Raw genomic sequence first — 21,173 nt, 5'->3', positions numbered from 1 at the left:
CGGGCCACGCACCCTTACAGCGCGCGCTGTGCACCCTCCCGGAAAACAAGCGCCTACTTGGTGCGTCCGTGCTCGCAGAAGCCTCCCACAACCCGCGCAGCCGGCCCGTTCGTAATAGCAGGCACAGCCTTTGCAGTGCCCCCTTCAGTTCCCCAACCTACGCCCATAACAATGTTGAGTTCTGGAGATTGCACAATGAAGCGTCGCAGCTTGATCAAGGCTTTCACTTTGTCGGCATCCATTGCCGCGATGGGCATGACCTGGACCCTCCAGGCCGCCGAGACCATCAAGGTCGGCATCCTGCATTCGCTGTCCGGCACCATGGCCATCTCCGAAACGTCGCTCAAAGACATGGCGCTGATGACCATCGACGAGATCAACGCCAAGGGCGGGGTGAACGGCAAGATGCTTGAACCGGTGGTCGTGGACCCTGCCTCCAACTGGCCGTTGTTCGCCGAAAAAGGTCGGCAGCTGCTGACCCAGGACAAGGTCGCCGTGGTGTTTGGCTGCTGGACCTCGGTGTCGCGCAAATCCGTGTTGCCGGTGTTCGAAGAACTCAACGGCCTGCTGTTCTACCCGGTGCAGTACGAAGGCGAAGAGATGTCGCCGAACGTGTTCTACACCGGTGCGGCGCCGAACCAGCAGGCGATCCCGGCGGTGGAATACCTGATGAGCGAAGAAGGTGGCAGCGCCAAGCGCTTCTTCCTGCTCGGCACCGACTACGTGTATCCGCGCACCACCAACAAAATCCTGCGTTCGTTCCTGCATTCCAAAGGCGTGGCAGATAAAGACATCGAAGAGGTCTACACCCCGTTCGGCCATGCGGACTACCAGACCATCGTCGCCAACATCAAAAAATTCTCTGCCGGTGGCAAGACAGCGGTGATCTCCACCGTGAACGGCGACTCCAACGTGCCGTTCTACAAAGAACTGGCTAACCAGGGTTTGAAGGCCACAGACGTGCCGGTGGTGGCGTTCTCCGTGGGTGAAGAAGAACTGCGCGGCATCGACACCAAGCCGCTGGTGGGCAACCTGGCCGCCTGGAACTACTTCCAGTCGGTGGAGAACCCGGTCAACCAGAAGTTCGTCGCCGACTGGAAAGCCTACGCCAAGAAACACAACCTGCCGGGCGCGGACAAAGCCGTGACCAACGACCCGATGGAAGCCACCTACGTGGGCATCCACATGTGGGCCCAAGCGGCCGAGAAAGCCAAGTCCACCGACGTCGACAAAGTGCGTGAAGCCCTGGCCGGCCAGACCTTCGCCGCGCCGTCGGGCTTTACCTTGACCATGGACAAAACCAACCACCACCTGCACAAGCCGGTGATGATCGGCGAGATCCAGGCCGATGGGCAGTTCTCGGTGGTATGGCAGACCCAGGAGCCGATCCGCGCGCAGCCGTGGAGCCCGTACATTCCTGGCAATGACAAGAAGCCGGACTATGCGGTGAAGAGCAACTAAAGCCCCACCACAGGCCAAATGTGGGAGGGGACTTGCCCCCGATGGCGGTGTATCAGGCAATGCTTTTATCACTGAACCACTGCTATCGGGGGCAAGCCCCCTCCCACAGTTTTGACCGCGCATGACTAGGACATTTGTTTATGCCCACTGCCCTCCATCGCTATTTCCTGGCCTTGCTGCTGTTGCTGCCTTTCGCCGCACATGCCGGCGACGCCGAAGACTTCCTCGCCGCCAACCCGACCCAACAAGCCAAGCTGCTCCAGGACTGGGCCGCAACGCCTGACCCGGCACGCATCGAGCTGGTGGACGGCCTGCAACAAGGCCAGCTCACGCTCAACGGCGAGACCAGGACCGTGCGCCTGAACAACCGCCTGCGCGGCTTGATCGACAACGTGCAAGCCAGCCAACAACTGCTCGCCGCCGACCCCAAGGTGCGTCTGGCCGCAGCGGTTACCCTGCAAAAAAGCGCGCAACCTGCGCAGCTCAAGTTTCTCGACCAGCGCGTTGCCGCCGAAACCGATGAAGGCGTGCACACCGCCCTGAGCCTGGCCCTGGCCAACCTGCAACTGGTCGACCCCGACCCGGTGGTGCGCCTGGCCGCTGTGCGTTTGCTCGGCAGCACCGGCGACCCGCTCGCCCGCACCCGCCTTGAAGCGCTGCTCGCGCCCGGCGTCGAAACCGATGCCGCCGTGCACACCGCCGCCGAAACCAGCCTGGCCCAGGTCAAACGCAAACTGATGGTGGGCGAGATCCTCGGCCAGGCCTTCAGCGGCATGTCCCTCGGTTCGATCCTGCTGCTGGCCGCGCTGGGCTTGGCGATCACCTTCGGCCTGCTCGGCGTGATCAACATGGCCCACGGCGAGATGCTGATGCTCGGCGCCTATTCCACCTATGTGGTGCAGTTGCTGATGCAGCGCTACGTGCCGCAAGCCATCGAGTTCTACCCGCTGATCGCGCTGCCGGTGGCGTTTTTCGTCACCGCCGCCATCGGCATGGCGCTGGAGCGCACGGTGATTCGTCATCTCTACGGCCGGCCATTGGAAACCCTGCTCGCCACCTGGGGCATCAGCCTGATGCTGATCCAGGCCGTGCGCCTGGTGTTCGGCGCGCAGAACGTTGAAGTGGCCAACCCTGAATGGTTGTCCGGCGGTATCCAGGTGCTGCCCAATCTGGTGCTGCCGTACAACCGCATCGTGATTATCGCCTTCGCCTTGTTCGTGGTGGTGCTCACCTGGCTGCTGCTGAACAAGACGCGCCTGGGCCTCAACGTGCGCGCCGTCACCCAGAACCGCAACATGGCGGCCTGCTGCGGCGTGCCCACCGGGCGCGTGGACATGCTCGCCTTTGGCCTCGGCTCCGGCATCGCCGGCCTGGGCGGCGTGGCGCTGAGCCAGATCGGCAACGTCGGCCCGGACCTGGGCCAGAGCTACATCATCGATTCGTTCCTGGTGGTGGTGTTGGGCGGCGTCGGCCAGTTGGCCGGCAGCGTCACGGCGGCCTTCGGCCTGGGCATCGCCAACAAGATTCTGGAACCGCAGATCGGCGCCGTGCTCGGCAAGATCCTGATCCTCGCGCTGATCATTCTGTTTATCCAGAAACGCCCGCAAGGACTCTTCGCACTGAAAGGACGGGTGATCGACTGATGAACCAGCCATTGATGCTTACAGCCGCACAAAAGGCCGGCCCCAAGGCGACGATTGCCACCGGTGTGATCATCCTGATCCTGCTGCTGGCCTTGCCGTTGTGCTCTCTGCTCTCGCCGGAAAACCCGCTGCATGTGTCGGCGTACACCCTGACGCTGGTGGGCAAGATCCTCTGCTACGCCATCGTCGCCCTGGCCCTGGACCTGGTGTGGGGTTACGCCGGGATGCTGTCCCTCGGTCACGGTTTGTTCTTCGCCCTCGGCGGTTATGCGATGGGCATGTACCTGATGCGCCAGGCGTCCGGCGACGACCTGCCGGCGTTCATGACCTTTTTGTCGTGGACCGAAATGCCCTGGTACTGGGCCGGCACCGACCACTTCCTCTGGGCCTTGTGCCTGGTGGTGCTGGCGCCGGGTTTGCTGGCGTTGGTGTTCGGTTTCTTTGCCTTCCGTTCGCGGATCAAGGGCGTGTATTTCTCGATCATGACCCAGGCACTGACGTTCGCCGGGATGCTGCTGTTCTTTCGCAACGAGACCGGGTTCGGCGGCAACAACGGCTTTACCAATTTCCGCAGCATCCTCGGTTTCGGCATTACCGAGCCGGGCACGCGGGCGGTGTTGTTCCTGGCCACGGTGCTGCTGTTGGTCGCCAGTCTGTACATCGGCTGGCGCCTGGCGCTGAGCAAGTTCGGCCGGGTGCTGACGGCCCTGCGCGATGCCGAGAACCGCCTGATGTTCTGCGGCTACGACCCACGCGGCTTCAAGCTGTTCGTGTGGGTGTTGAGCGCGGTGTTGTGCGGCTTGGCCGGTGCGTTGTACGTGCCGCAAGTGGGCATCATCAACCCGAGTGAAATGTCGCCGACCAACTCCATCGAAGCCGCTGTGTGGGTCGCCTTGGGCGGGCGCGGCACCTTGATCGGCCCGTTGCTCGGCGCGGGCGTGGTCAATGGCATGAAGAGCTGGTTCACCGTGGCTTTCCCGGAATACTGGCTGTTCTTCCTCGGGGCGCTGTTCATCATCGTCACCCTGTATTTGCCCAAGGGCGTTATCGGCCTGCTGAAGAAATGAGGAACGTCATGCTCGAACCTATTTTTGATGCCGGCAGTGGCCGCGATGCCATCGGCATTGGCCAGGCTGCGGGCAAGGGCCTGAATACCCGCCACGGCACCATCCTGACCCTCGAAGACATCAGCGTCAGCTTCGACGGCTTCAAGGCACTCAACGACCTCAATCTCTACATCGGCGTTGGCGAACTGCGCTGCATTATCGGCCCCAACGGCGCGGGCAAGACCACGCTGATGGACGTGATCACCGGCAAGACCCGACCCAGTCACGGCAACGCCTGGTTCGGCGAAACCCTGGACCTGACCAGCATGAGCGAAGTGCAGATCGCCCAGGCCGGCATCGGCCGCAAGTTCCAGAAGCCCACGGTGTTCGAAGCCCTCAGTGTGTTCGAAAACCTGGAACTGGCGCAGAAGACCGACAAGTCCGTATGGGCCAGCCTGCGTGCCCGCCTGAGCGGCGAGCAGAAAGACCGGATTGATGAAGTGCTCGACACCATCCGCCTCACCGCCTCGGTGCATCGCCCGGCCGGGTTGCTGTCCCACGGCCAGAAGCAGTTCCTGGAAATCGGCATGCTGCTGATGCAAGACCCGCAACTGTTGCTGCTGGATGAACCGGTGGCGGGCATGACCGACGCCGAAACCGAATTCACCGCCGAACTGTTCAAGCGCCTGGCAGGCAAGCATTCGCTGATGGTGGTGGAACACGACATGGGGTTTGTCGGCTCGATTGCCGACCACGTGACCGTGTTGCACCAGGGCAGTGTGCTGGCCGAAGGGTCGCTGGAACAGGTGCAGGAAAACGAGCGAGTGATCGAGGTTTATCTCGGTCGCTGAATAGGTGTGGAAGGGCTACGAAACAAGAGCCAGGCACCTGCAGGATTTGAGGAGAGTGTGAACATGCTGCAAGTCGACAAACTGCACCAGTACTACGGCGGTAGCCACATCCTGCGCGGGCTTTCGTTTGACGTGAAGATCGGCGAAGTCACCTGCCTGCTCGGGCGTAACGGCGTGGGCAAGACCACCCTGCTCAAGTGCCTGATGGGCTTGCTGCCGGCCAAGGAAGGCGCGGTGAACTGGGAAGGCAAGGCCATCACCGGTTTTAAACCCCATCAGCGCGTACACGCCGGTATCGCCTACGTGCCCCAGGGCCGCGAAATTTTCGGGCGGCTGACGGTGGAAGAAAACCTGTTGATGGGGCTTTCCCGCTTTCCCGGCTCCGAGGCCAAGCAAGTGCCGGCGTTTATCTACGAACTGTTCCCGGTGTTGCTGCAAATGAAACATCGACGCGGCGGTGACTTGTCCGGCGGCCAGCAGCAACAGCTTGCGATCGGCAGAGCCCTGGCCAGCCGCCCGCGCCTGTTGATTCTGGATGAGCCCACCGAAGGCATCCAACCCTCGGTGATCAAGGAGATCGGCGCGGTGATCAAAAAGCTCGCCGCCCAGGGCGATATGGCGATTCTGTTGGTGGAGCAGTTCTACGACTTCGCCGCTGAATTGGCCGACCAATACCTGGTGATGTCCCGTGGTGAAATCGTGCAGCAGGGCCGTGGAGAAAATATGGAAAGCGAGGGTGTACGTGGTCTCGTAACCATCTAATCTGTAGCGTCCTAACGATAAGCATAAAGACATGAACCTGCCCGTTACCCCTGCCCTGTTCACCCCCAGCTGGCACGCCGAGCTGGAACTCGGCTACGCGCGTTTCGGCGACACCACGCGCCCGGTGATGCGCCGCCACCTCGGCCCGCTGCGGGTGCAAAAGCACCTGTACGCCGAAGGCCCCGAGGTGTGCCAGCACATCATCGTGCACCCGCCCGGCGGGATTGCCGGTGGGGATCGCCTGGACATCAGCGCCCATGTCGCCGAAGGGGCCTGGGCCCAATTGACCAGCCCCGGCGCGGCCAAGTGGTACCGCGCCAGCGGCCCGGCGTTCCAGCAACTCGAACTGACGGTCGAAGCCGGCGCGACGCTGGAATGGCTGCCCCAGGAGACCATCGTATTCAGTGCCGCCCAGGCCGAACTCACTACGCGCATCGACCTGCACGGCGATGCGCGGCTGTTCTACTGGGACGTGGTCGCCCTGGGCCGCCCGGCCAGTGGCGAGCGTTTCGACCTTGGGCACTTTCAATCGCACCTGGATATCCGCCGCGACGGCGAGTTGCTCTGGCACGAACGCCAGCGCATTGTCGGCGCCGATGGGTTGCTCGACTCACCTATCGGTCTCGATGGGCAACCGGTGTTTGCCACGTTGTTGGTGACGGGCGAGATCGCCCCCGAATTACTCGAAACCTGCCGCGCCCTGCCACATGCCGTGCGCGGCGACCTGACCCAACTGCCCGGCTTGCTGGTCGCTCGCTGCCTGGCCAGCGAGGCGCTGTTGGCACGGGGTTGGTTGATTGATTTATGGCGGCTGTTGCGCCCGGCGATGCTGGGCCGCGAAGCCGTTTCACCGCGAATCTGGAGCACATGAAGATCAACATGTGGGAGGGGGCTTGCCCCCGATGGCAGTGGGTCAGTGACAGATGTCTTGCCTGACGCTCCCCTATCGGGGGCAAGCCCCCACCCACAGGGATCTCCAGTGTTTTTTATGAATGTTGTTTGAAGGACCTTGAACCATGGACCTGACCCCACGGGAAAAAGACAAACTGCTGATCTTCACCGCAGGCTTGGTTGCCGAACGCCGCCTGGCGCGCGGGGTGAAGCTCAATTACCCGGAAACCATCGCCTACATCTCGGCGGCGCTGATGGAAGGCGCCCGCGATGGCCGCACCGTGGCCGACCTGATGCACTTCGGCACCACACTGCTCAGCCGTGAACAGGTGATGGAAGGCATCCCGGAGATGATTCCGGATATCCAGGTGGAAGCCACCTTCCCCGACGGCACCAAGCTGGTCACCGTCCACCAACCCATCGCGTGAGGCGCGGCCATGATTCGTGATGCGATTGAAAGCGACCTGCCAGCGATCCGCGCTATCTACAACGACGCGGTGCGCAACACAACGGCGATCTGGAACGAACAACCGGTCGACCTGGCCAACCGCTTGGCGTGGTTTAACGCACGCCAGGCCCAGGCGTACCCGATCCTGGTGTCGGTCGAGCATGATGAAGTCACCGGCTACGCCTCGTTCGGCGACTGGCGACCGTTCGAAGGTTTTCGCTACAGCGTCGAGCACTCGGTGTATGTGCGTAACGACCAGCGCGGCAAAGGCCTTGGCCCGCGCCTGATGGAAGCCTTGATCGAACGTGCGCGCAGCGGCGGCAAGTACGTGATGGTCGCCGCCATCGAAAGCGGCAACCAGGCCTCGATCCGCCTGCATGAACGCCTGGGGTTCGTCACCACCGGGCAGATGCCGCAGGTGGGTATCAAGTTCGGGCGTTGGCTCGACCTGACCTTTATGCAACTGGCCTTGAACCCGGGCGCCGAGCCGCCCAAGGAGTGAGATCGATGAGCGCTGCGCAACTGCGTCGAGTCAATGCAGAAAGTTTTGCCCATTACCGCGAGGGCCTGATTGAGCTGTTGCTGGATGCGGTCAAGCACGGCGCGTCGGTGGGCTTCATGGCCGACTTCGATGAGGCCCAGGCCCGCGAATACCTGCACAGCGTTCAGGCGAGCATCGAAGACGCCAGCCTGTTGCTGTGGGTGGTGGTGCGCGACGAACAGGTGCAGGCCAGCGTGCAGTTGGCGCTATGCCAGAAAGCCAACGGCCTGAACCGCGCCGAGGTGCAAAAACTGCTGGTGCACAGCCGCGCGCGGCGCCATGGCCTGGGCCAGCAACTGATGCACACCCTGGAACTTGCCGCACGCCAGCACAAGCGCGGCCTGCTGTACCTGGACACCGAAGCCGGCTCCGGGGCCGAAGCCTTCTACCAGGCGTTGCGCTACACCAAGATCGGTGAACTGCCCGATTACTGCCAAAGCCCGGACGGGCGCTACAGCCCGACCGCCATCTACTTCAAGACCCTGGGGCAACCTGCATGATTCCTGGTGAATATCAGATCCAGCCCGGCGAGATCGAACTCAACGTCGGCCGCCGCACCGTCACCCTGAGCGTGGCCAACAGCGGCGACCGGCCGATCCAGGTGGGCTCGCATTATCATTTTTTCGAGACCAACGACGCGCTGACGTTTGACCGTGCGTTGAGCCGAGGCATGCGCCTGAATATTCCGGCGGGGACTGCGGTGCGCTTTGAGCCGGGGCAAAGCCGTGAGGTGGAGCTGGTGGATTTGGGCGGTGGCAGGCGGGTGTTTGGGTTTGCCGGGCGGATCATGGGCGACCTTTAGGGCCTCATCGGGGGCAAGTCGAATCGTCGCACCGCCCCTCCCACCTTTGATTTGTGAACGCATTCAAATGTGGGAGGGGCGGTGCGACGATTCGACTTGCCCCCGATAGCGGTGTCACATTCAACATAATTTTTCCAGGGCAACCACACATGAAAATCAGCCGCCAAGCCTACGCCGACATGTACGGCCCCACCGTCGGCGACAAGGTGCGCCTGGCCGACACCGAGCTGTTCGTCGAAGTCGAGCAGGACTTCACCGTCTACGGCGAAGAGGTCAAATTCGGCGGCGGCAAGGTGATCCGTGACGGCCAGGGCCAGAGCCAATTGCTCGCCCATGAAGTGGTCGACACGCTGATCACCAACGCACTGATCATCGATCACTGGGGCATCGTCAAGGCCGACGTCGGCTTGAAGAATGGCCGCATCCACGCGATTGGCAAAGCCGGCAACCCGGACATCCAGCCCGGCGTGACCATGGCCATCGGCGCCAGCACCGAAGTGATCGCCGGTGAAGGCATGATCCTTACCGCGGGCGGCATCGACAGCCATGTGCACTTCATTTGCCCACAGCAGATCGAAGAAGCGCTGACCAGCGGCGTCACCACCATGATCGGCGGCGGCACGGGGCCGGCCACCGGCACCAACGCCACCACCTGCACGTCGGGCCCGTGGCACCTGGCGCGCATGCTGCAAGCCAGCGATTCGTTCCCAATGAACATCGGCTTTACCGGCAAGGGCAACGCGAGCCTGCCGGAGCCGTTGATCGAGCAGGTCAAGGCCGGTGCTATCGGTTTGAAGCTGCACGAAGACTGGGGCACCACGCCTGCCAGCATCGACAACTGCCTGAGCGTCGCTGACCAATATGACGTTCAGGTAGCGATCCACAGCGACACACTCAACGAGTCCGGCTTCGTCGAAACCACCCTCGCCGCACTCAAAGGCCGTACCATTCACACCTACCACACCGAGGGTGCCGGAGGTGGTCACGCGCCGGACATCATCAAGGCCTGCGGTTTCCCCAACGTGCTGCCCAGCTCCACCAACCCGACGCGGCCATTCACCCGTAACACCATCGACGAACACCTGGACATGTTGATGGTCTGCCATCACCTGGACCCGAGCATTGCCGAAGACGTGGCCTTCGCCGAAAGCCGCATCCGCCGCGAGACCATCGCCGCCGAAGACATCCTGCACGACCTCGGCGCGTTCTCGATGATCAGCTCCGACAGCCAGGCCATGGGCCGCGTCGGCGAAGTGATCACGCGCACCTGGCAGACCGCCGACAAGATGAAAAAACAGCGCGGCGCCTTGCCCGGCGATGGCCCCGGCAACGACAACTTCCGCGCCAAAAGGTACATCGCCAAGTACACCATCAACCCGGCGATCACCCATGGCATCAGCCATATCGTCGGTTCCATCGAGGTGGGTAAATGGGCTGACCTGGTGCTGTGGCGCCCGGCGTTTTTCGGCATCAAGCCGACGCTGATCCTCAAGGGCGGCGCGATTGCGTCGAGCCTGATGGGCGACGCCAATGCGTCAATCCCGACCCCGCAGCCGGTGCACTACCGCCCGATGTTCGCCAGTTTCGGCAGCTCACTGCACGCCACCAGCCTGACCTTTATCAGCCAGGCAGCATTGGAAGCCGGGTTACCGGAAGCCTTGGGTTTGAAAAAGCAGATTGCGGTGGTCAAGGGGTGTCGCGAGGTGCAGAAAACCGACCTGATCCACAACGATTACCTGCCGGACATCGAAGTGGACCCGCAGACGTATCAGGTCAAGGCCGATGGGGTGTTGCTGTGGTGTGAACCGGCTGACGTACTGCCGATGGCGCAGCGTTACTTCTTGTTCTGACTCGACCTGCTGTGGTGAGGGAATTTGCTCCCTCACCACAGTGATTCAGAAGTTCTCGCGTGGGTTGAAGTTGGCTTGCTTGGCCAGCGCCTGCCACAGCGCGATGGTCTCGTTGTCAGCCTGCTTGGGCATCACGGCCTTGAGCTGCACGTACAGGAAGCCACGTTCGCCGGCCTTGTTCAGCAAGCCATGACCCCTGGCGCGCATGCGCTGGCCGTTCTGGCTGCCGGCCGGCACCTTGAGGTTGATCTTGCCGGTGAGGGTCGGCACGGTCACTTCCGCCCCCAACGCCAACTCCCACGGAGCCAGGGGCAAGGTGATCACCAGGTTTTCGCCTTCCACTTCAAACTTGGGGTGCGGCGCAAACTTGATGATCAAGTACAGGTCGCCATTGGCCCCGCCGCCAATCCCCGGCGCGCCCTGGCCTTTGAGGCGGATGCGCTCACCGTCGGCCACGCCGGCAGGGATCTTCACGTTCAGGCTCTTGGTGGTGTTGCTGACGTGCCGGCCCGAAGCGTCATATTGCGGCACCTGGAAGGTGACCTGCTTGGACTCGGTGGACAGCGTCTCTTCCAGGAACACCGACAGTTGCATCTCCACGTCCTGGCCTTTACGCCCTGTGGGTCGGCGCTGGCCGCCACCAAACGCATCGCCGCGCGAGCCGAAGATCGAACTGAAAAAGTCCGAGAAGTCGCCCGCGTCCTGGCCGCCACCAAAGCCGCCACGGCTCTGCCAGCCCGGCGGCCCCTGGAACGGCTGGCCATGCTGGCCGTATTTGCGCAGTTCATCGTATTCGGCGCGTTTGTCGGCACTTTTCAGGGCTTCATAGGCCTCGGACGCATCTTTGAACTTGGATTCGGCATCCTTTTCCTTGCTGACGTCCGGGTGATATTTACGCGCCAGCTTGCGATAAGCCGACTTGATCTCCTTGTCGTCAGCCGTCGGCTCGACACCGAGAATCTTGTAATAGTCTTTGAAATCCATGGGGGCATCACCATCCGTTATCGATATCGCGCAGCCCGCCACACGGCACACCATGGCTGGCAGCCTGGGAATTGATGTCAGGGCGCGTCATAAGTTGAGCGGCGGCACACAGGTTCAATGCAATGGCTGTGTACCGCCTGGATATGCCCACAAGATTGGGGCAAAACGCGGTCTTTCAAGATGCAATACCGCTATTTTCGACGACGGACGGGTTACCGACCTGAGCAGGATCAAGCGAACAGCTTTTTTATCATCCCCTCGGTGTATTGGTAGTCCATTCGCAGTTCGGTGCCCGCGGCGATATCTTCAGTGGCGAAAAGGGTGTTGAGGATGAACGGCTTGCGCTTTATCTGCGCCCCTGGCCCCACGCCCAGCCACATGTCGGCCTCAACATCAAACCCCACTGTCTCGATGTTATAGCCACCTGGCGCCTGGCGCAGCGGCTTGCCGTTTTCGTCATATTCAAAGTGGGTGTTTATTCGCGACAGAATATTGTCCCCCGACAAATGAATCGGCACCTCCTTCAAAACGTTACCCTCGGCGACCCTCTGGCTGCCCACCTTCATGGTGTAGGTCTGGCCGCCCTGGCCGAAGATCCCCGACGGCAGTACGGTGCCGCCGTATACACCAACGATTTCCCCTTTGGCGATACGCCGGTTGGCCACCACCATGGACTGGCCGATCAACGCCTTTTCACCAGGCACTTTCACATCCTGCGCCGTGAACGTGCGCAGTTGCAGTTGCGCTTCATAGCGTGCACCGACGTGCTCATACCCTTCGAACTGGATGTAGGGTTTGACCTGCGCGGAGGTGTATTGCGTGTCGGATTCCAAGGCCACTCGCCTCTCCAGGGTTCGGATACGGATCGGCCTGCCCTGGTAATCCCGGAGTGGGTACTTGCCGTTGTTGGCGCGGATGTAACTGCCTACCGGATTCGGGTTGGCCGTAAAGTGCACTTCTTGGCGCATGTAACTGAGTTCTGCCGCTGTATAGGGCTTGACCGGCATGGATTCCGACGCGTCGACAAACTCATCGTCAGACCCCGGCTGCACCATTCCGCCCGCCAGGCCTCGACGCCGCCACACACCATTGACGTCAGGCTTGGCGACGATTGCGCTGCTGGTCAAACGCAAGGGGTTATCCGCCGCTTGTACCCATAACACGTAATGCTCGCCATCACCCGCATCGGGCATGCTTGCCACGAAGTAGCGCTTGCGATTGAAGTCGATGGCTTGTGCCTGGGACAGTTGCAAGCCGTTGCCATCGCTGTCCACCAACACTTCAAGGCTCGCTGTCGGCACCAGCGCCTGCACCACTTCATCGCGGCTCAAGCGTTCGATCAATTGTGCTTCCTCAATCTCGAACTGCGCCTGCAATGCCTTGACCTTGGTGTCGTAGGTCGCACGGGGCAGCGTCCCGGCATCGAAGTCGCGCTGCAAGGCTTCCATTTGTTCGTGATGGGGTTCGTTCTGTGCTTCAAACTGCGCACGGTATTTATTCGCCACATAGTCTTTCCAGAAGTCTCTGGCGAGCATGGCTTGCAACTCCTGGGCGGAGTTATCCAGGCTGAGCACCCGTTGGCAGGCCGCATCAAGCATGGCCTGGCTCACATTGCCGAACTGGACAAACCGGGCCTGCTGCGGTTGGCCGGGCAATTCAAGGCGATCCTTGAGCCCATGACGATACGCCATGCGCACCTCCACCTCTTCCACGGCCCTCAAGGCGCTCTCTCGTTGGGCGGGGGTCAAGCCTTCACGCACGTTGATCGCGGCCCTGCGCTGGTCGATATCCTCCAAGGCGATCTTTTCCAGCTCATCGAGACGGAACAGCCCCTTGGACAGCTTCAGCAGGGCCGCACCCTGGGTCGAGTCCAAGGCAAGTGCCTTGGCGTTGTAGGTCGTCAGCAGGATCTCCAGGTTGCTGAAGGTCAAAGCCGCCCGGTCACAGCAGGCCGCCCGCCCCGCCCACTCGAACATCTCCTTGCGCAACTGCTCGGACTCGTTGCTGTTTTGCGTGATGCCATCGATCACCTCCCAGATCCGGCGCTGCAAGTCCTCACGCCCGGCAGGCGCTATTTCCAGGTCCCGGAGCACTTCAAAGAAGCCGTCCGAACCCGGCAACGCGCGCAGGGTGGACCACTGGAGCCGGCGCTGCGCCAACTGCTCAGTGGAAGAGCCCGTGGACCAGCGCCGAAACGGAGCATCCGCGCCATGCAACACCACCGGGCCATCCACCGCACTCGTCACGCTGGCGACCAATCGATTGGCTGCTTGCTCGGTGGCGGTGAGCCGGTCGCCGTAGGCGCTGATGCGTGACGAGAGTATCGCCGCCGAGTCGGCAGTCAGGCGGATCCGGTTGTTTTGCAGGGACAAGCGGGTCAAGCCATGCATCTGCCCGACCGCCGGCGGTAGCTCACGCAACTGGTTATTCGACAAGTCGAGCCAGCGCAACCCGCGAAAACGCGCGAGGAACCCTTCCGGCGAGGTTCGAAGGTTCATATTGCTCAGGTTGAGCGAACCCACATGGCTGAAATCCGCGTCCAGGTCAGGCAGGCTCGGCAGGTTCAGATCACTGAGGTTCAACTCCAGGCCGAAAGGTTCGCCATCATTGGTGAGCTGTTGCGGGGTTTCTTGCCTCCAGCAGCGCAAGATGCGGTCCCAGGCCTGGCGGCGGTCACGCAAAGACCCTGCGTCATTGGCACGCTCGCCGACACGCACATAGCGCTGGCGCTCACCACCGCCTGAAAATGCCCATTCGTTCAACTGCTTGAGCAGCACGGAATGCTCTTGCCAGAGGCGGTTCAGCTGCGCCTCGGCCCCTTCACCCCAGGACCAGATAAGCGCCCTGGCCTTCTGCACGGAGTACTCGGGGTACATGTACTGCACCTTATCGATACGCGGATTTTTACTGTCGAAAGCGCCCTCCAGTGCCCCTTGCAACAGGTCGGGTCGAGACCGGGCCAGGTCCTGCCAGTACTTATCGAAGGTTTTCCAGTAATCGGGGGGGAAGCGATTATTCTCGAGCAAAGTGACATTGTTGATCCGTACCACGGTTTCCAATTGATCCGCGGGCGGCACCAGGTTGTCCTGCGGTACCTGTTGCAGAAGGTTTTGGCGCAGGTCGAGACGCTCCAGCCCGGCCTGTTCTCTCAACCCCGAGGGCCAACGCTCGATGCGCGTCCAATACAGATTCAGCTCTCTCAAATGGGGCATGCCACTGAAGTCTGGCGTTACGCCCAATGGGTTACTCGAAAGGTCGAGCACTTGCAGCGCATTGAGATCGCTTAACAGTCCAGCGCTGTGTTCGGTCAACTGCAAGCCATTGGCGTTCAGCTTCAACGACGTGAGCTGCTTCATGTCGCCAATCACCGCAGGCAGATCGGTCATTTCGGCCCCGGTGATGCTCAAGCGGTTCAACTCGGTAAAGTTTTCGAGGAACAACGCAGTGGAATCTCCACCCCATGTAACATTCGACAACACCAATTCCCGGACATGGTCGAAGCCTGCTTTTATGGCGGGTATATCCACCCGATAGAAGCTGTCCCTGGGCACGCGAACGTGCAACTGGCTCCCGGTCTCACGGCGCCAGCAGCGTTTGATCTCTTCGCTCACACGCCACTCAACGCTATGAGGGTTCAGGGCCTGCGGCCCTCTTGCTTGCGCCCAGACCTTCAAGGTTTTCTTCAGGGTGCGGTACTCCAACTCACGGCGGCTCAACTCGCCCCGCACGTCTTCACCCAGCGATTCGATGAACGCCGTGACCTGCTCGTCGCTGAAGGTTGGAAACAACCGCCGTACCCGCTCCGCCGGGGAGCGAAGCACATTCCCCGCCGTCCTTAACAACTGGCGCACCCCAGGCGCGCCGCCCAACAGCCTGGCCATCGGGTCGTAGTCAGGCTTGCGCAACGGATTCTCCTCCAGCACCGTGCGCAACGGTTCTCGCGGTAACGGGCTGCGTTGGATCGCCTGCTTGAGCTCAACGGCACTGCTCAAGCCCAGGCGCTGGCGTTCAGCGAGCGCCAATTGTTCCCAGATAGCGCTGTAGAAATCGCCGGGCATGGAGGCTTGGAAGTCGCCGCTTTCCAGCAGCACCAGTGTGCGTTTATGCGCAAAGTCAGGCGAGCCGATGGCATCCAGCACCGTGCCTTCAGCCGAATACTGACGCAGCTCGATGCGCGAACCCCGGTGCCAGCCCGGCAGGGTTTCCAGGGTGCGCAAGGCCAGGCGCTGGCTATCGAGGTGCGTCTGGGTGTCCAGGTGCAACCCTTCGTAGGCACGGGCCACCCGGGTTTCCTGAGCACACCATCGGGCTTGCGTGGCCAGGGGCTCAGGCAAGCGGCGGGTGCTGCGAAAGGCCTGCAACTGATCGGTCGTCGCCCCTTGCAGCACACGCTCGGCGACCGGTGCGGGCAAGGCCGGGTAGGTATCCAGCAGACGTTGCACATCGGCATCGGGCGCAGGGTTCAGCGCTTGGTAGCGTTGTTCCAGCAACGGCCCCTTGAGGCTGTCAACGGCATCGCCGAGATAGTGGCGCAGCTTGCCGGCGCGCACCTCCAGCGACTCCTCGGGGCTGCCGGGAAACGCCTTGAGCAGCGGGTCGACACCCTGCAACGTATACAACAACTCGCGCAGCAAACCGCCCCGGGCCATGGCGCTTTCGGTCACCACCATCACGCGCTTGCTGGCTGAAGCCGGGGCATCGGGTGTCTCCCAGAGCACCTCGCCCCGGGGGCCGATGACTTTCAGCGCCACGTTGTCAGGCAACAGGCCGAAGCGTTGAAGCAGGTCAAATTGCAGCTTGGGTTCGGCTTTCGAGTACACCAAGGGGTCACTGCTTCTGATGCGCTCGGCAAAGGTGGTGAGCTGCTGGTGCAGTTCGAAGCGTTTGAGCGTGTCTTCCAGTAACCACGGCAACGGCTCGTGATGGACTGCGGCCTGGCGCAACACGTCGGTGTCGACACCGCTGATGCGCAGCGGGTCCGCCTGATCGCCAAGCCCGAGGCGCTTGAGCAAGGTCGGTTCATCCCAGGTCAGCGGTTCTTCCAGCTCATGGCTCCACACCCCGTTGTGGTTGTGCTCCAGCTCTGGGGTATAAGCGCCGGAGCGGGTCGGGTGCTGGATGCGGTAATCGCCGGTGAGGGGGTCTTGCTTGACCTGATAATGGGCGTCCTCGAATGCCACCAGTTGCTGCCCGTCATGCTCGTACAGGCCCAGCGCGTTGGCCTTGGCCTCGGGCGCCGGTTTGACAGGCGATTCGTAGGGCGCCAGGTCAGGGTTCCACAGCACCTGCTTACCGGACGGCATCGTCACAGGTTTGAGATGCTCCACCGCGCTTTGCCATTTGACGGCTGGCAACACCTTGGCGCCGGTGGCAATAAACGCCACGTTCAACGCCACCGACGCAAAATGCGCCCACATTTGCCGCGCCTCGCCTTGCCCATAGGCCTCTATCCCTTCAAAGACTTCGTAGCACATCTGCGACGCGCCCACGGCCAACATGATCGGCCCCAACCCTGGCACCACGAAGGCCGCCAGGTTGAACACGCTGACAGCGGCGTCGAAAAAGCTTTCCAGACGCTCCAGCCGCGCCTTACGGCCCTCGTCCTCGGTGGGTACGGCCACGGCCCGCGCATCACTCAAGATCTTGCTGATATGTGCCTGGCGACTGAGCTGCCAGAGGTCACCACTGAGGAGGAAGCCGTCCATGGGCAAATGCACCAACGGCGTACGCAGCGGATAATCCGTCCCGCCGTTGCCATTATCGGCGGGCTGGTACAACCGGTTGAAACGCGCGAAAAAACCGCCTTGCTCGCGCACTGGCACAAAGCGGCTGAAAAAGCGTCGATAGGATGCGCTGTGCAAGCGCATGCGCAGGTCGACCATGAACTCGCCACTCGAAGCGTACTCCTTGACCGGCTGTTGCGGGTCGCCGGGTAGGTAAACCACCAGGCGCTCGGTACGGTCCGAACGTTCACGGTTTGGCCCGATCAGCAGCGGCCCCACCAGCACACTGTCCAGTACCTTGAGCGCGGCGTAGGTGACCGGCTTGCCCGTCAGCTTCGGCGTGCCGGAACCGGCCACCACCTGTTTGAGCATCTGGTAGGCATCGGCGCTCAACGCGCCGTTTAACTGCAACCGGGCGATCTCGATGCTCAGCGCCAATTGCTGGCGTTGATGCTCCTCAAGCAATTGCTCCAGCGCCTCGCGCTCTTGGGCGGCGTCGGGTTCGACCACCGCCTTGATGTGCTTCTGGTATTGCGCGCCGAGGTCCAGGGAGCGGCACAGTTTGGCGAATTCATGGGGCTTGATCGCCACCGCGTGGGCGCTGACGGCGGCGAATGTCGCAATGATGTGGGGGTTATCGGGATTCCAGCGGGTAATGAGTTGGCAATCGTTGCACGGCGATGGCTGTTCTTCATCGGCCTCGAAATTGGCCAGAGCCGCTTCCAGCAGGGATGTACCACGGTAGGTGTAAGTCAGGCTGGGGTCGTTTTGCTGCTCAAGCACAAAGGCCCCGTAGAAATCGTCGCGAGCACCTTTGTAGGCGTATTTGCGCACGAGGAACACATTGCGTACATCCAACTCCAGGTTGAACTGCTTTTTGATTGCGTCCTTGAGCGGCTGCTCGGCGAACGCCAGGATGTCGTCGATCTGGCCAAGATGCTCTTCGATTGAATTGAGGGTTTCGCGAAAACGTGTGTGCTGCTCGGCCAGGGTGGTTTTGTCTTGGTGAGTCGCGGCCAGGTACCAGGAAGGAATGTCCATCTCGTGCTGGCCCAGCTCTTCCTGGCGCTGGGTCGTGCCATCCAGGAACCAGCTTGGCACGCGTTGTTTGAGGAAGTCGTAGTGCACGCCGCGCAGGTCGGCGGTAAAGGTTGCATCAGGCATAGCGGTTCATCCGTGAGCGGTAAAACCGCAGCCTAGCCAAACCCCGGCAGGTTCAAGACGTAGCTATGTAGCGCGAATGCCGGTGGATTTACGGATCACCGGTCTACGCATCCGCGCGCCAGTGGCATACACTGCGCGGCCGTTTTTTGCCCGGAACCTGTGAGACATGAAAAACGCATCCCCAGCCCGTGCCTGCGGCATCGACTTCGGCACGTCCAACTCCACCGTCGGCTGGATCCGCCCCGGCGAGGAGACGCTGATCGCGCTGGAGGACGACAAGATCACCCTGCCGTCAGTGGTCTTTTTCAACTTCGAGGAGCGCCGCCCGGTATACGGTCGCCTGGCGCTGCACGAATACCTGGAGAACTACGAAGGCCGCCTGATGCGCTCGCTCAAGAGCCTGCTGGGTTCCAAGCTGATCAAGCACGACACCAGCGTATTGGGCACGGCGATGCCGTTTACCGACCTGCTGGCGCTGTTTATCGGCCAGCTCAAGAGCCGCGCCGAAGCCACCGCCGGCCGCGAGTTCGAAGAAGTGGTGCTGGGCCGCCCGGTGTTTTTTGTCGATGACGACCCGATGGCCGACCAGGAAGCGGAAAACACCCTGGTCGACGTGGCGCGCAAGATCGGCTTCAAGGACATCTCGTTCCAATACGAACCGATCGCCGCGGCCTTCGACTATGAGTCCACCATCGAGAAAGAAGAGCTGGTACTGATCGTCGACATCGGCGGTGGTACGTCCGACTTCTCGCTGGTACGCCTTTCCCCGGACCGCCGCCACAACGACAACCGCCAGGACGACATCCTCGCCACCGGCGGCGTGCACATCGGCGGTACCGACTTCGACAAACAGCTCTCGCTGGCCGGCATGATGCCGCTGTTCGGCTACGGCAGCCGCATGAAAAGCGGCGCCTACATGCCTACCAGCCACCACATGAACCTGGCCACCTGGCACACCATCAACTCGGTGTACTCACAAAAATCCCAGCTGGCCCTGGGCAGCATGCGCTACGACATCGAAGACACCGGCGGCATCGACCGCCTGTTCAAGCTGATCGAACAGCGCGCCGGGCACTGGCTGGCCATGGAAGTGGAAGAGACCAAGATTCAACTCACCCATGAAGACAGCCGCCACGTGGCGCTGGATCGGGTTGAGCCTGGGTTGAGCGTGGACCTGAGCCGCGCACTGTTCGAGTCGGCCATCGACGGGCTGCTGGAGCGCGTGCGTAACAGCGTGACTCAGTTGCTGACCGATGCTTCGGTGGATGTAGCGCAGGTCGACACGGTGTTCTTCACCGGCGGTTCCAGCGGCATCCCGGCCCTGCGCCACAGCATCTCGGCGATGCTGCCGAATGCGCGGCATGTAGAAGGGAATATCTTTGGCAGCATTGGTAGCGGGTTGGCGATTGAGGCGAGCAAGCGCTACGGCATCTGATAGGACCTGATTTCACTGATGCTGCAAATCCAATGTGGGAGGGGCAAGCCCCCTCCCACAGTTACATCAGACCATCCCGCCGAGCTTCAGCTCACTCTTCAGGTACGCATAGTAAATCGGCCCCGCCACCACGCCCGGCAGCCCGAATGCGGCTTCGAACACCAGCATCGCCAGCAGCAATTCCCACGATTTGGCGCTGATTTGCCCACCGACGATCCGCGCGTTGAGGAAGTACTCGACCTTGTGGATCACGATCAGATAGCCCAACGCCGCCACCGCCACCCAGATCGACAGCGACAGCGCGACGATGGTGATCAGGGTGTTGGACATCAGGTTGCCGATCACTGGCAACAGGCCGAGCAGGAAGGTCAGTACGATCAGGGTTTTGGTCAGCGGCAGGTGAATGCCGCACAGCGGCAGCACCACGGCGAGGAACACGGCGGTGAAGGCGGTGTTGAGCGCAGCGATCTTGATCTGGGCGAAGACGATGTTGCGAAAGGCCTGGACCAGCAGGTGCAGGCGGTCGAACAGTGCAGCGGCCAGGGGTTTGCGTTTGGTCAGGTCGGGCACGCGCTGCAGGGCGATGATCGCGCCGAGCACCATGCCGATCAGCAGGGTGACGAACATGTGCGCGGCGTCCTTGCCGACCAGTTGCAGTTCGCTCAGGTGCTTGCTCAGCCACTCGCCGATGGCCACGCGAAATTCGGCGGCGCTGGCCGGCAGGTAGGCGTCGAGGAACGGCGGCAGTTGGCCGCGTGCGCGGTCGACCACGCCCATGAATTTGTCGAGGGACGCTCCGGGGTTTTCTGCTTCGTGGAGCAGGAAGCTGATGGCCCCGGCGAAGATCAGGGCCAGCACGCTGACGATCAGGGTGCCAAGCAACGCCACCGCCAGCCAGCGGGCGCGGCGGCCTTCGATCAGCCGTTGCAGTTGGGGGGTGAGCATGTTGACCAGTTCATAGACCAACAGGCCGGCCAGCAGGCTGGGCAGCAATTTCAGCGGCAATACGAGGAGCAATCCGCCGAAGATGATGATGTAGCTGGCCAGCAACAACACATGACGCTGAGAAAACGTTGGCATACAGCCTCAAAACGAACGGCGTTAAAGGATGGGCAGTCTGCCAGCCTTGAAGGAATCAAGCGAGTGGATAGGTGGTGAATGCGATCAAGTGTGGGAGGGGCTCCCACATTTGATCGTCGGCGCCTGCGAAATCGTGATCAACCTTTGAGGCAGGTGCTCATGAACGTCTTGCGCGCATCGCCGGTCAGCGCTTTGGTTTTCGCCGACGCATTGCAATCCTTCATCTTCTGCTGCTGCGGCGTCAGGGTCTTGGCGTCATTGGCCGCCGGGGCCGACAGGCAGGTTTTCATGAAGGCCTTGCGGTCGTCGCCCTTGAGCGTCTTGGTGGTGGCTTCGGCATTGCAGGTGGTCATCTTGTTTTGCTGGGCGGTGGCGGCAAAGCCTTGGGAACACAGCAACAGGCCCATCATCAACAACGGAATACGCAGCATCTTCATGGAGTTTTCTCCCGGTTACCACGCCGAGGGGCGCGGCCTATGCGCAGTGTAGTCA

The 21,173-nt window shown here is 61.7% G+C and carries 16 protein-coding genes; 12 read left to right on the top strand and 4 right to left on the bottom strand.

The features are described 5' to 3' along the window. Positions 1-195 precede the first annotated feature (195 nt). The 11 genes from urtA to ureC all read left to right on the top strand — a co-directional run bounded on the left by urtA (position 196) and on the right by ureC (position 10,295). Positions 196-1,461 (top strand): urea ABC transporter substrate-binding protein, encoded by a 1,266-nt coding sequence (urtA, locus tag EJD88_RS16680; protein WP_099583624.1) that lies wholly within the window; start codon positions 196-198, stop codon positions 1,459-1,461. 140 nt (positions 1,462-1,601) lie between these two features. Then, the gene (gene urtB, locus EJD88_RS16675) at positions 1,602-3,104 is read left to right on the top strand and encodes an urea ABC transporter permease subunit UrtB (protein ID WP_158878509.1); all 1,503 of its coding nucleotides are present in this window, start codon (positions 1,602-1,604) and stop codon (positions 3,102-3,104) included. Further along, entirely contained in the window at positions 3,104-4,171 is a 1,068-nt protein-coding gene (urtC, locus tag EJD88_RS16670; protein WP_112193181.1) for an urea ABC transporter permease subunit UrtC, read from the top strand. The genes urtB and urtC overlap by 1 nt, the downstream gene beginning before the upstream one ends. Next, a complete protein-coding gene (urtD, locus tag EJD88_RS16665) occupies positions 4,168-5,001 on the top strand; it encodes an urea ABC transporter ATP-binding protein UrtD (RefSeq protein ID WP_099583627.1) in 834 nt (277 codons plus the stop codon). The genes urtC and urtD overlap by 4 nt, the downstream gene beginning before the upstream one ends. A 63-nt stretch (positions 5,002-5,064) precedes the next feature. Continuing rightward, the gene (gene urtE / locus EJD88_RS16660) at positions 5,065-5,763 is read left to right on the top strand and encodes an urea ABC transporter ATP-binding subunit UrtE (protein ID WP_099583628.1); all 699 of its coding nucleotides are present in this window, start codon (positions 5,065-5,067) and stop codon (positions 5,761-5,763) included. A 31-nt stretch (positions 5,764-5,794) separates the two neighbouring features. Continuing rightward, positions 5,795-6,634 (top strand): urease accessory protein UreD, encoded by an 840-nt coding sequence (locus EJD88_RS16655; RefSeq protein ID WP_158878508.1) that lies wholly within the window; start codon positions 5,795-5,797, stop codon positions 6,632-6,634. A gap of 145 nt (positions 6,635-6,779) precedes the next feature. Next, complete coding sequence (locus EJD88_RS16650; protein WP_010213535.1) at positions 6,780-7,082, top strand: urease subunit gamma; 303 nt, start codon at positions 6,780-6,782, stop codon at positions 7,080-7,082. Positions 7,083-7,091: 9 nt separating this feature from the next. Beyond that, positions 7,092-7,604: a GNAT family N-acetyltransferase gene (locus EJD88_RS16645; RefSeq protein ID WP_099583630.1), complete on the top strand. Its 513-nt coding sequence runs from the start codon at positions 7,092-7,094 to the stop codon at positions 7,602-7,604. Between the two features lie 5 nt (positions 7,605-7,609). Continuing rightward, the gene (locus EJD88_RS16640; protein WP_158878507.1) at positions 7,610-8,143 is read left to right on the top strand and encodes an N-acetyltransferase; all 534 of its coding nucleotides are present in this window, start codon (positions 7,610-7,612) and stop codon (positions 8,141-8,143) included. After that, complete coding sequence (locus tag EJD88_RS16635; protein ID WP_158878506.1) at positions 8,140-8,445, top strand: urease subunit beta; 306 nt, start codon at positions 8,140-8,142, stop codon at positions 8,443-8,445. Before EJD88_RS16640 ends, EJD88_RS16635 begins: the two co-directional genes overlap by 4 nt. 149 nt (positions 8,446-8,594) lie before the next feature. Then, the gene (ureC, locus tag EJD88_RS16630; protein WP_099583633.1) at positions 8,595-10,295 is read left to right on the top strand and encodes an urease subunit alpha; all 1,701 of its coding nucleotides are present in this window, start codon (positions 8,595-8,597) and stop codon (positions 10,293-10,295) included. Between the two features lie 45 nt (positions 10,296-10,340). Here ureC and EJD88_RS16625 read toward each other — a convergent pair whose 3' ends face one another. Beyond that, positions 10,341-11,279, bottom strand: coding sequence for a DnaJ C-terminal domain-containing protein (locus tag EJD88_RS16625; RefSeq protein WP_099583634.1), 939 nt, complete (start codon positions 11,277-11,279; stop codon positions 10,341-10,343). Between the two features lie 230 nt (positions 11,280-11,509). Next, entirely contained in the window at positions 11,510-18,166 is a 6,657-nt protein-coding gene (locus EJD88_RS16620) for a dermonecrotic toxin domain-containing protein (RefSeq protein WP_158878505.1), read from the bottom strand. Between the two features lie 166 nt (positions 18,167-18,332). Between EJD88_RS16620 and EJD88_RS16615 the strand changes: the two genes are divergently transcribed. Beyond that, a complete protein-coding gene (locus tag EJD88_RS16615; RefSeq protein ID WP_099583635.1) occupies positions 18,333-19,601 on the top strand; it encodes an Hsp70 family protein in 1,269 nt (422 codons plus the stop codon). Positions 19,602-19,667: 66 nt separating this feature from the next. Here the strand turns inward: EJD88_RS16615 and EJD88_RS16610 are convergent, their stop codons facing one another. Together EJD88_RS16610 and EJD88_RS16605 are read right to left on the bottom strand one after the other, a co-directional pair. Further along, positions 19,668-20,681, bottom strand: coding sequence for an AI-2E family transporter (locus tag EJD88_RS16610; RefSeq protein WP_049710256.1), 1,014 nt, complete (start codon positions 20,679-20,681; stop codon positions 19,668-19,670). Positions 20,682-20,818: 137 nt separating this feature from the next. Then, positions 20,819-21,118 carry a PsiF family protein gene (locus EJD88_RS16605; RefSeq protein ID WP_005784310.1) on the bottom strand — a complete coding sequence of 100 codons (300 nt, stop codon included), beginning with the start codon at positions 21,116-21,118 and terminating at the stop codon, positions 20,819-20,821. Between the last annotated feature and the right edge of the window lie 55 nt (positions 21,119-21,173).

The organism is Pseudomonas sp. PB105 (assembly GCF_009764655.1).
Taxonomy (GTDB): domain Bacteria; phylum Pseudomonadota; class Gammaproteobacteria; order Pseudomonadales; family Pseudomonadaceae; genus Aquipseudomonas; species Aquipseudomonas cyclaminis.
This window is presented reverse-complemented; position numbering and strand designations above follow the sequence as displayed.

Excerpts from the sequence above, each read along its gene's own strand:
- urtB (WP_158878509.1), top strand. The coding sequence starts at position 1,602 with ATGCCCACTGCCCTCCATCGCTATTTCCTGGCCTTGCTGCTGTTGCTG.
- urtC (WP_112193181.1), top strand. The coding sequence starts at position 3,104 with ATGAACCAGCCATTGATGCTTACAGCCGCACAAAAGGCCGGCCCCAAG.
- urtE (WP_099583628.1), top strand. The coding sequence starts at position 5,065 with ATGCTGCAAGTCGACAAACTGCACCAGTACTACGGCGGTAGCCACATC.
- EJD88_RS16605 (WP_005784310.1), bottom strand. The coding sequence starts at position 21,118 with ATGAAGATGCTGCGTATTCCGTTGTTGATGATGGGCCTGTTGCTGTGT.
- EJD88_RS16610 (WP_049710256.1), bottom strand. The coding sequence starts at position 20,681 with ATGCCAACGTTTTCTCAGCGTCATGTGTTGTTGCTGGCCAGCTACATC.
- urtD (WP_099583627.1), top strand. The coding sequence starts at position 4,168 with ATGAGGAACGTCATGCTCGAACCTATTTTTGATGCCGGCAGTGGCCGC.
- EJD88_RS16615 (WP_099583635.1), top strand. The coding sequence starts at position 18,333 with ATGAAAAACGCATCCCCAGCCCGTGCCTGCGGCATCGACTTCGGCACG.
- EJD88_RS16620 (WP_158878505.1), bottom strand. The coding sequence starts at position 18,166 with ATGCCTGATGCAACCTTTACCGCCGACCTGCGCGGCGTGCACTACGAC.
- EJD88_RS16625 (WP_099583634.1), bottom strand. The coding sequence starts at position 11,279 with ATGGATTTCAAAGACTATTACAAGATTCTCGGTGTCGAGCCGACGGCT.
- EJD88_RS16635 (WP_158878506.1), top strand. The coding sequence starts at position 8,140 with ATGATTCCTGGTGAATATCAGATCCAGCCCGGCGAGATCGAACTCAAC.
- EJD88_RS16650 (WP_010213535.1), top strand. The coding sequence starts at position 6,780 with ATGGACCTGACCCCACGGGAAAAAGACAAACTGCTGATCTTCACCGCA.
- EJD88_RS16640 (WP_158878507.1), top strand. The coding sequence starts at position 7,610 with ATGAGCGCTGCGCAACTGCGTCGAGTCAATGCAGAAAGTTTTGCCCAT.
- EJD88_RS16645 (WP_099583630.1), top strand. The coding sequence starts at position 7,092 with ATGATTCGTGATGCGATTGAAAGCGACCTGCCAGCGATCCGCGCTATC.
- EJD88_RS16655 (WP_158878508.1), top strand. The coding sequence starts at position 5,795 with ATGAACCTGCCCGTTACCCCTGCCCTGTTCACCCCCAGCTGGCACGCC.
- urtA (WP_099583624.1), top strand. The coding sequence starts at position 196 with ATGAAGCGTCGCAGCTTGATCAAGGCTTTCACTTTGTCGGCATCCATT.
- ureC (WP_099583633.1), top strand. The coding sequence starts at position 8,595 with ATGAAAATCAGCCGCCAAGCCTACGCCGACATGTACGGCCCCACCGTC.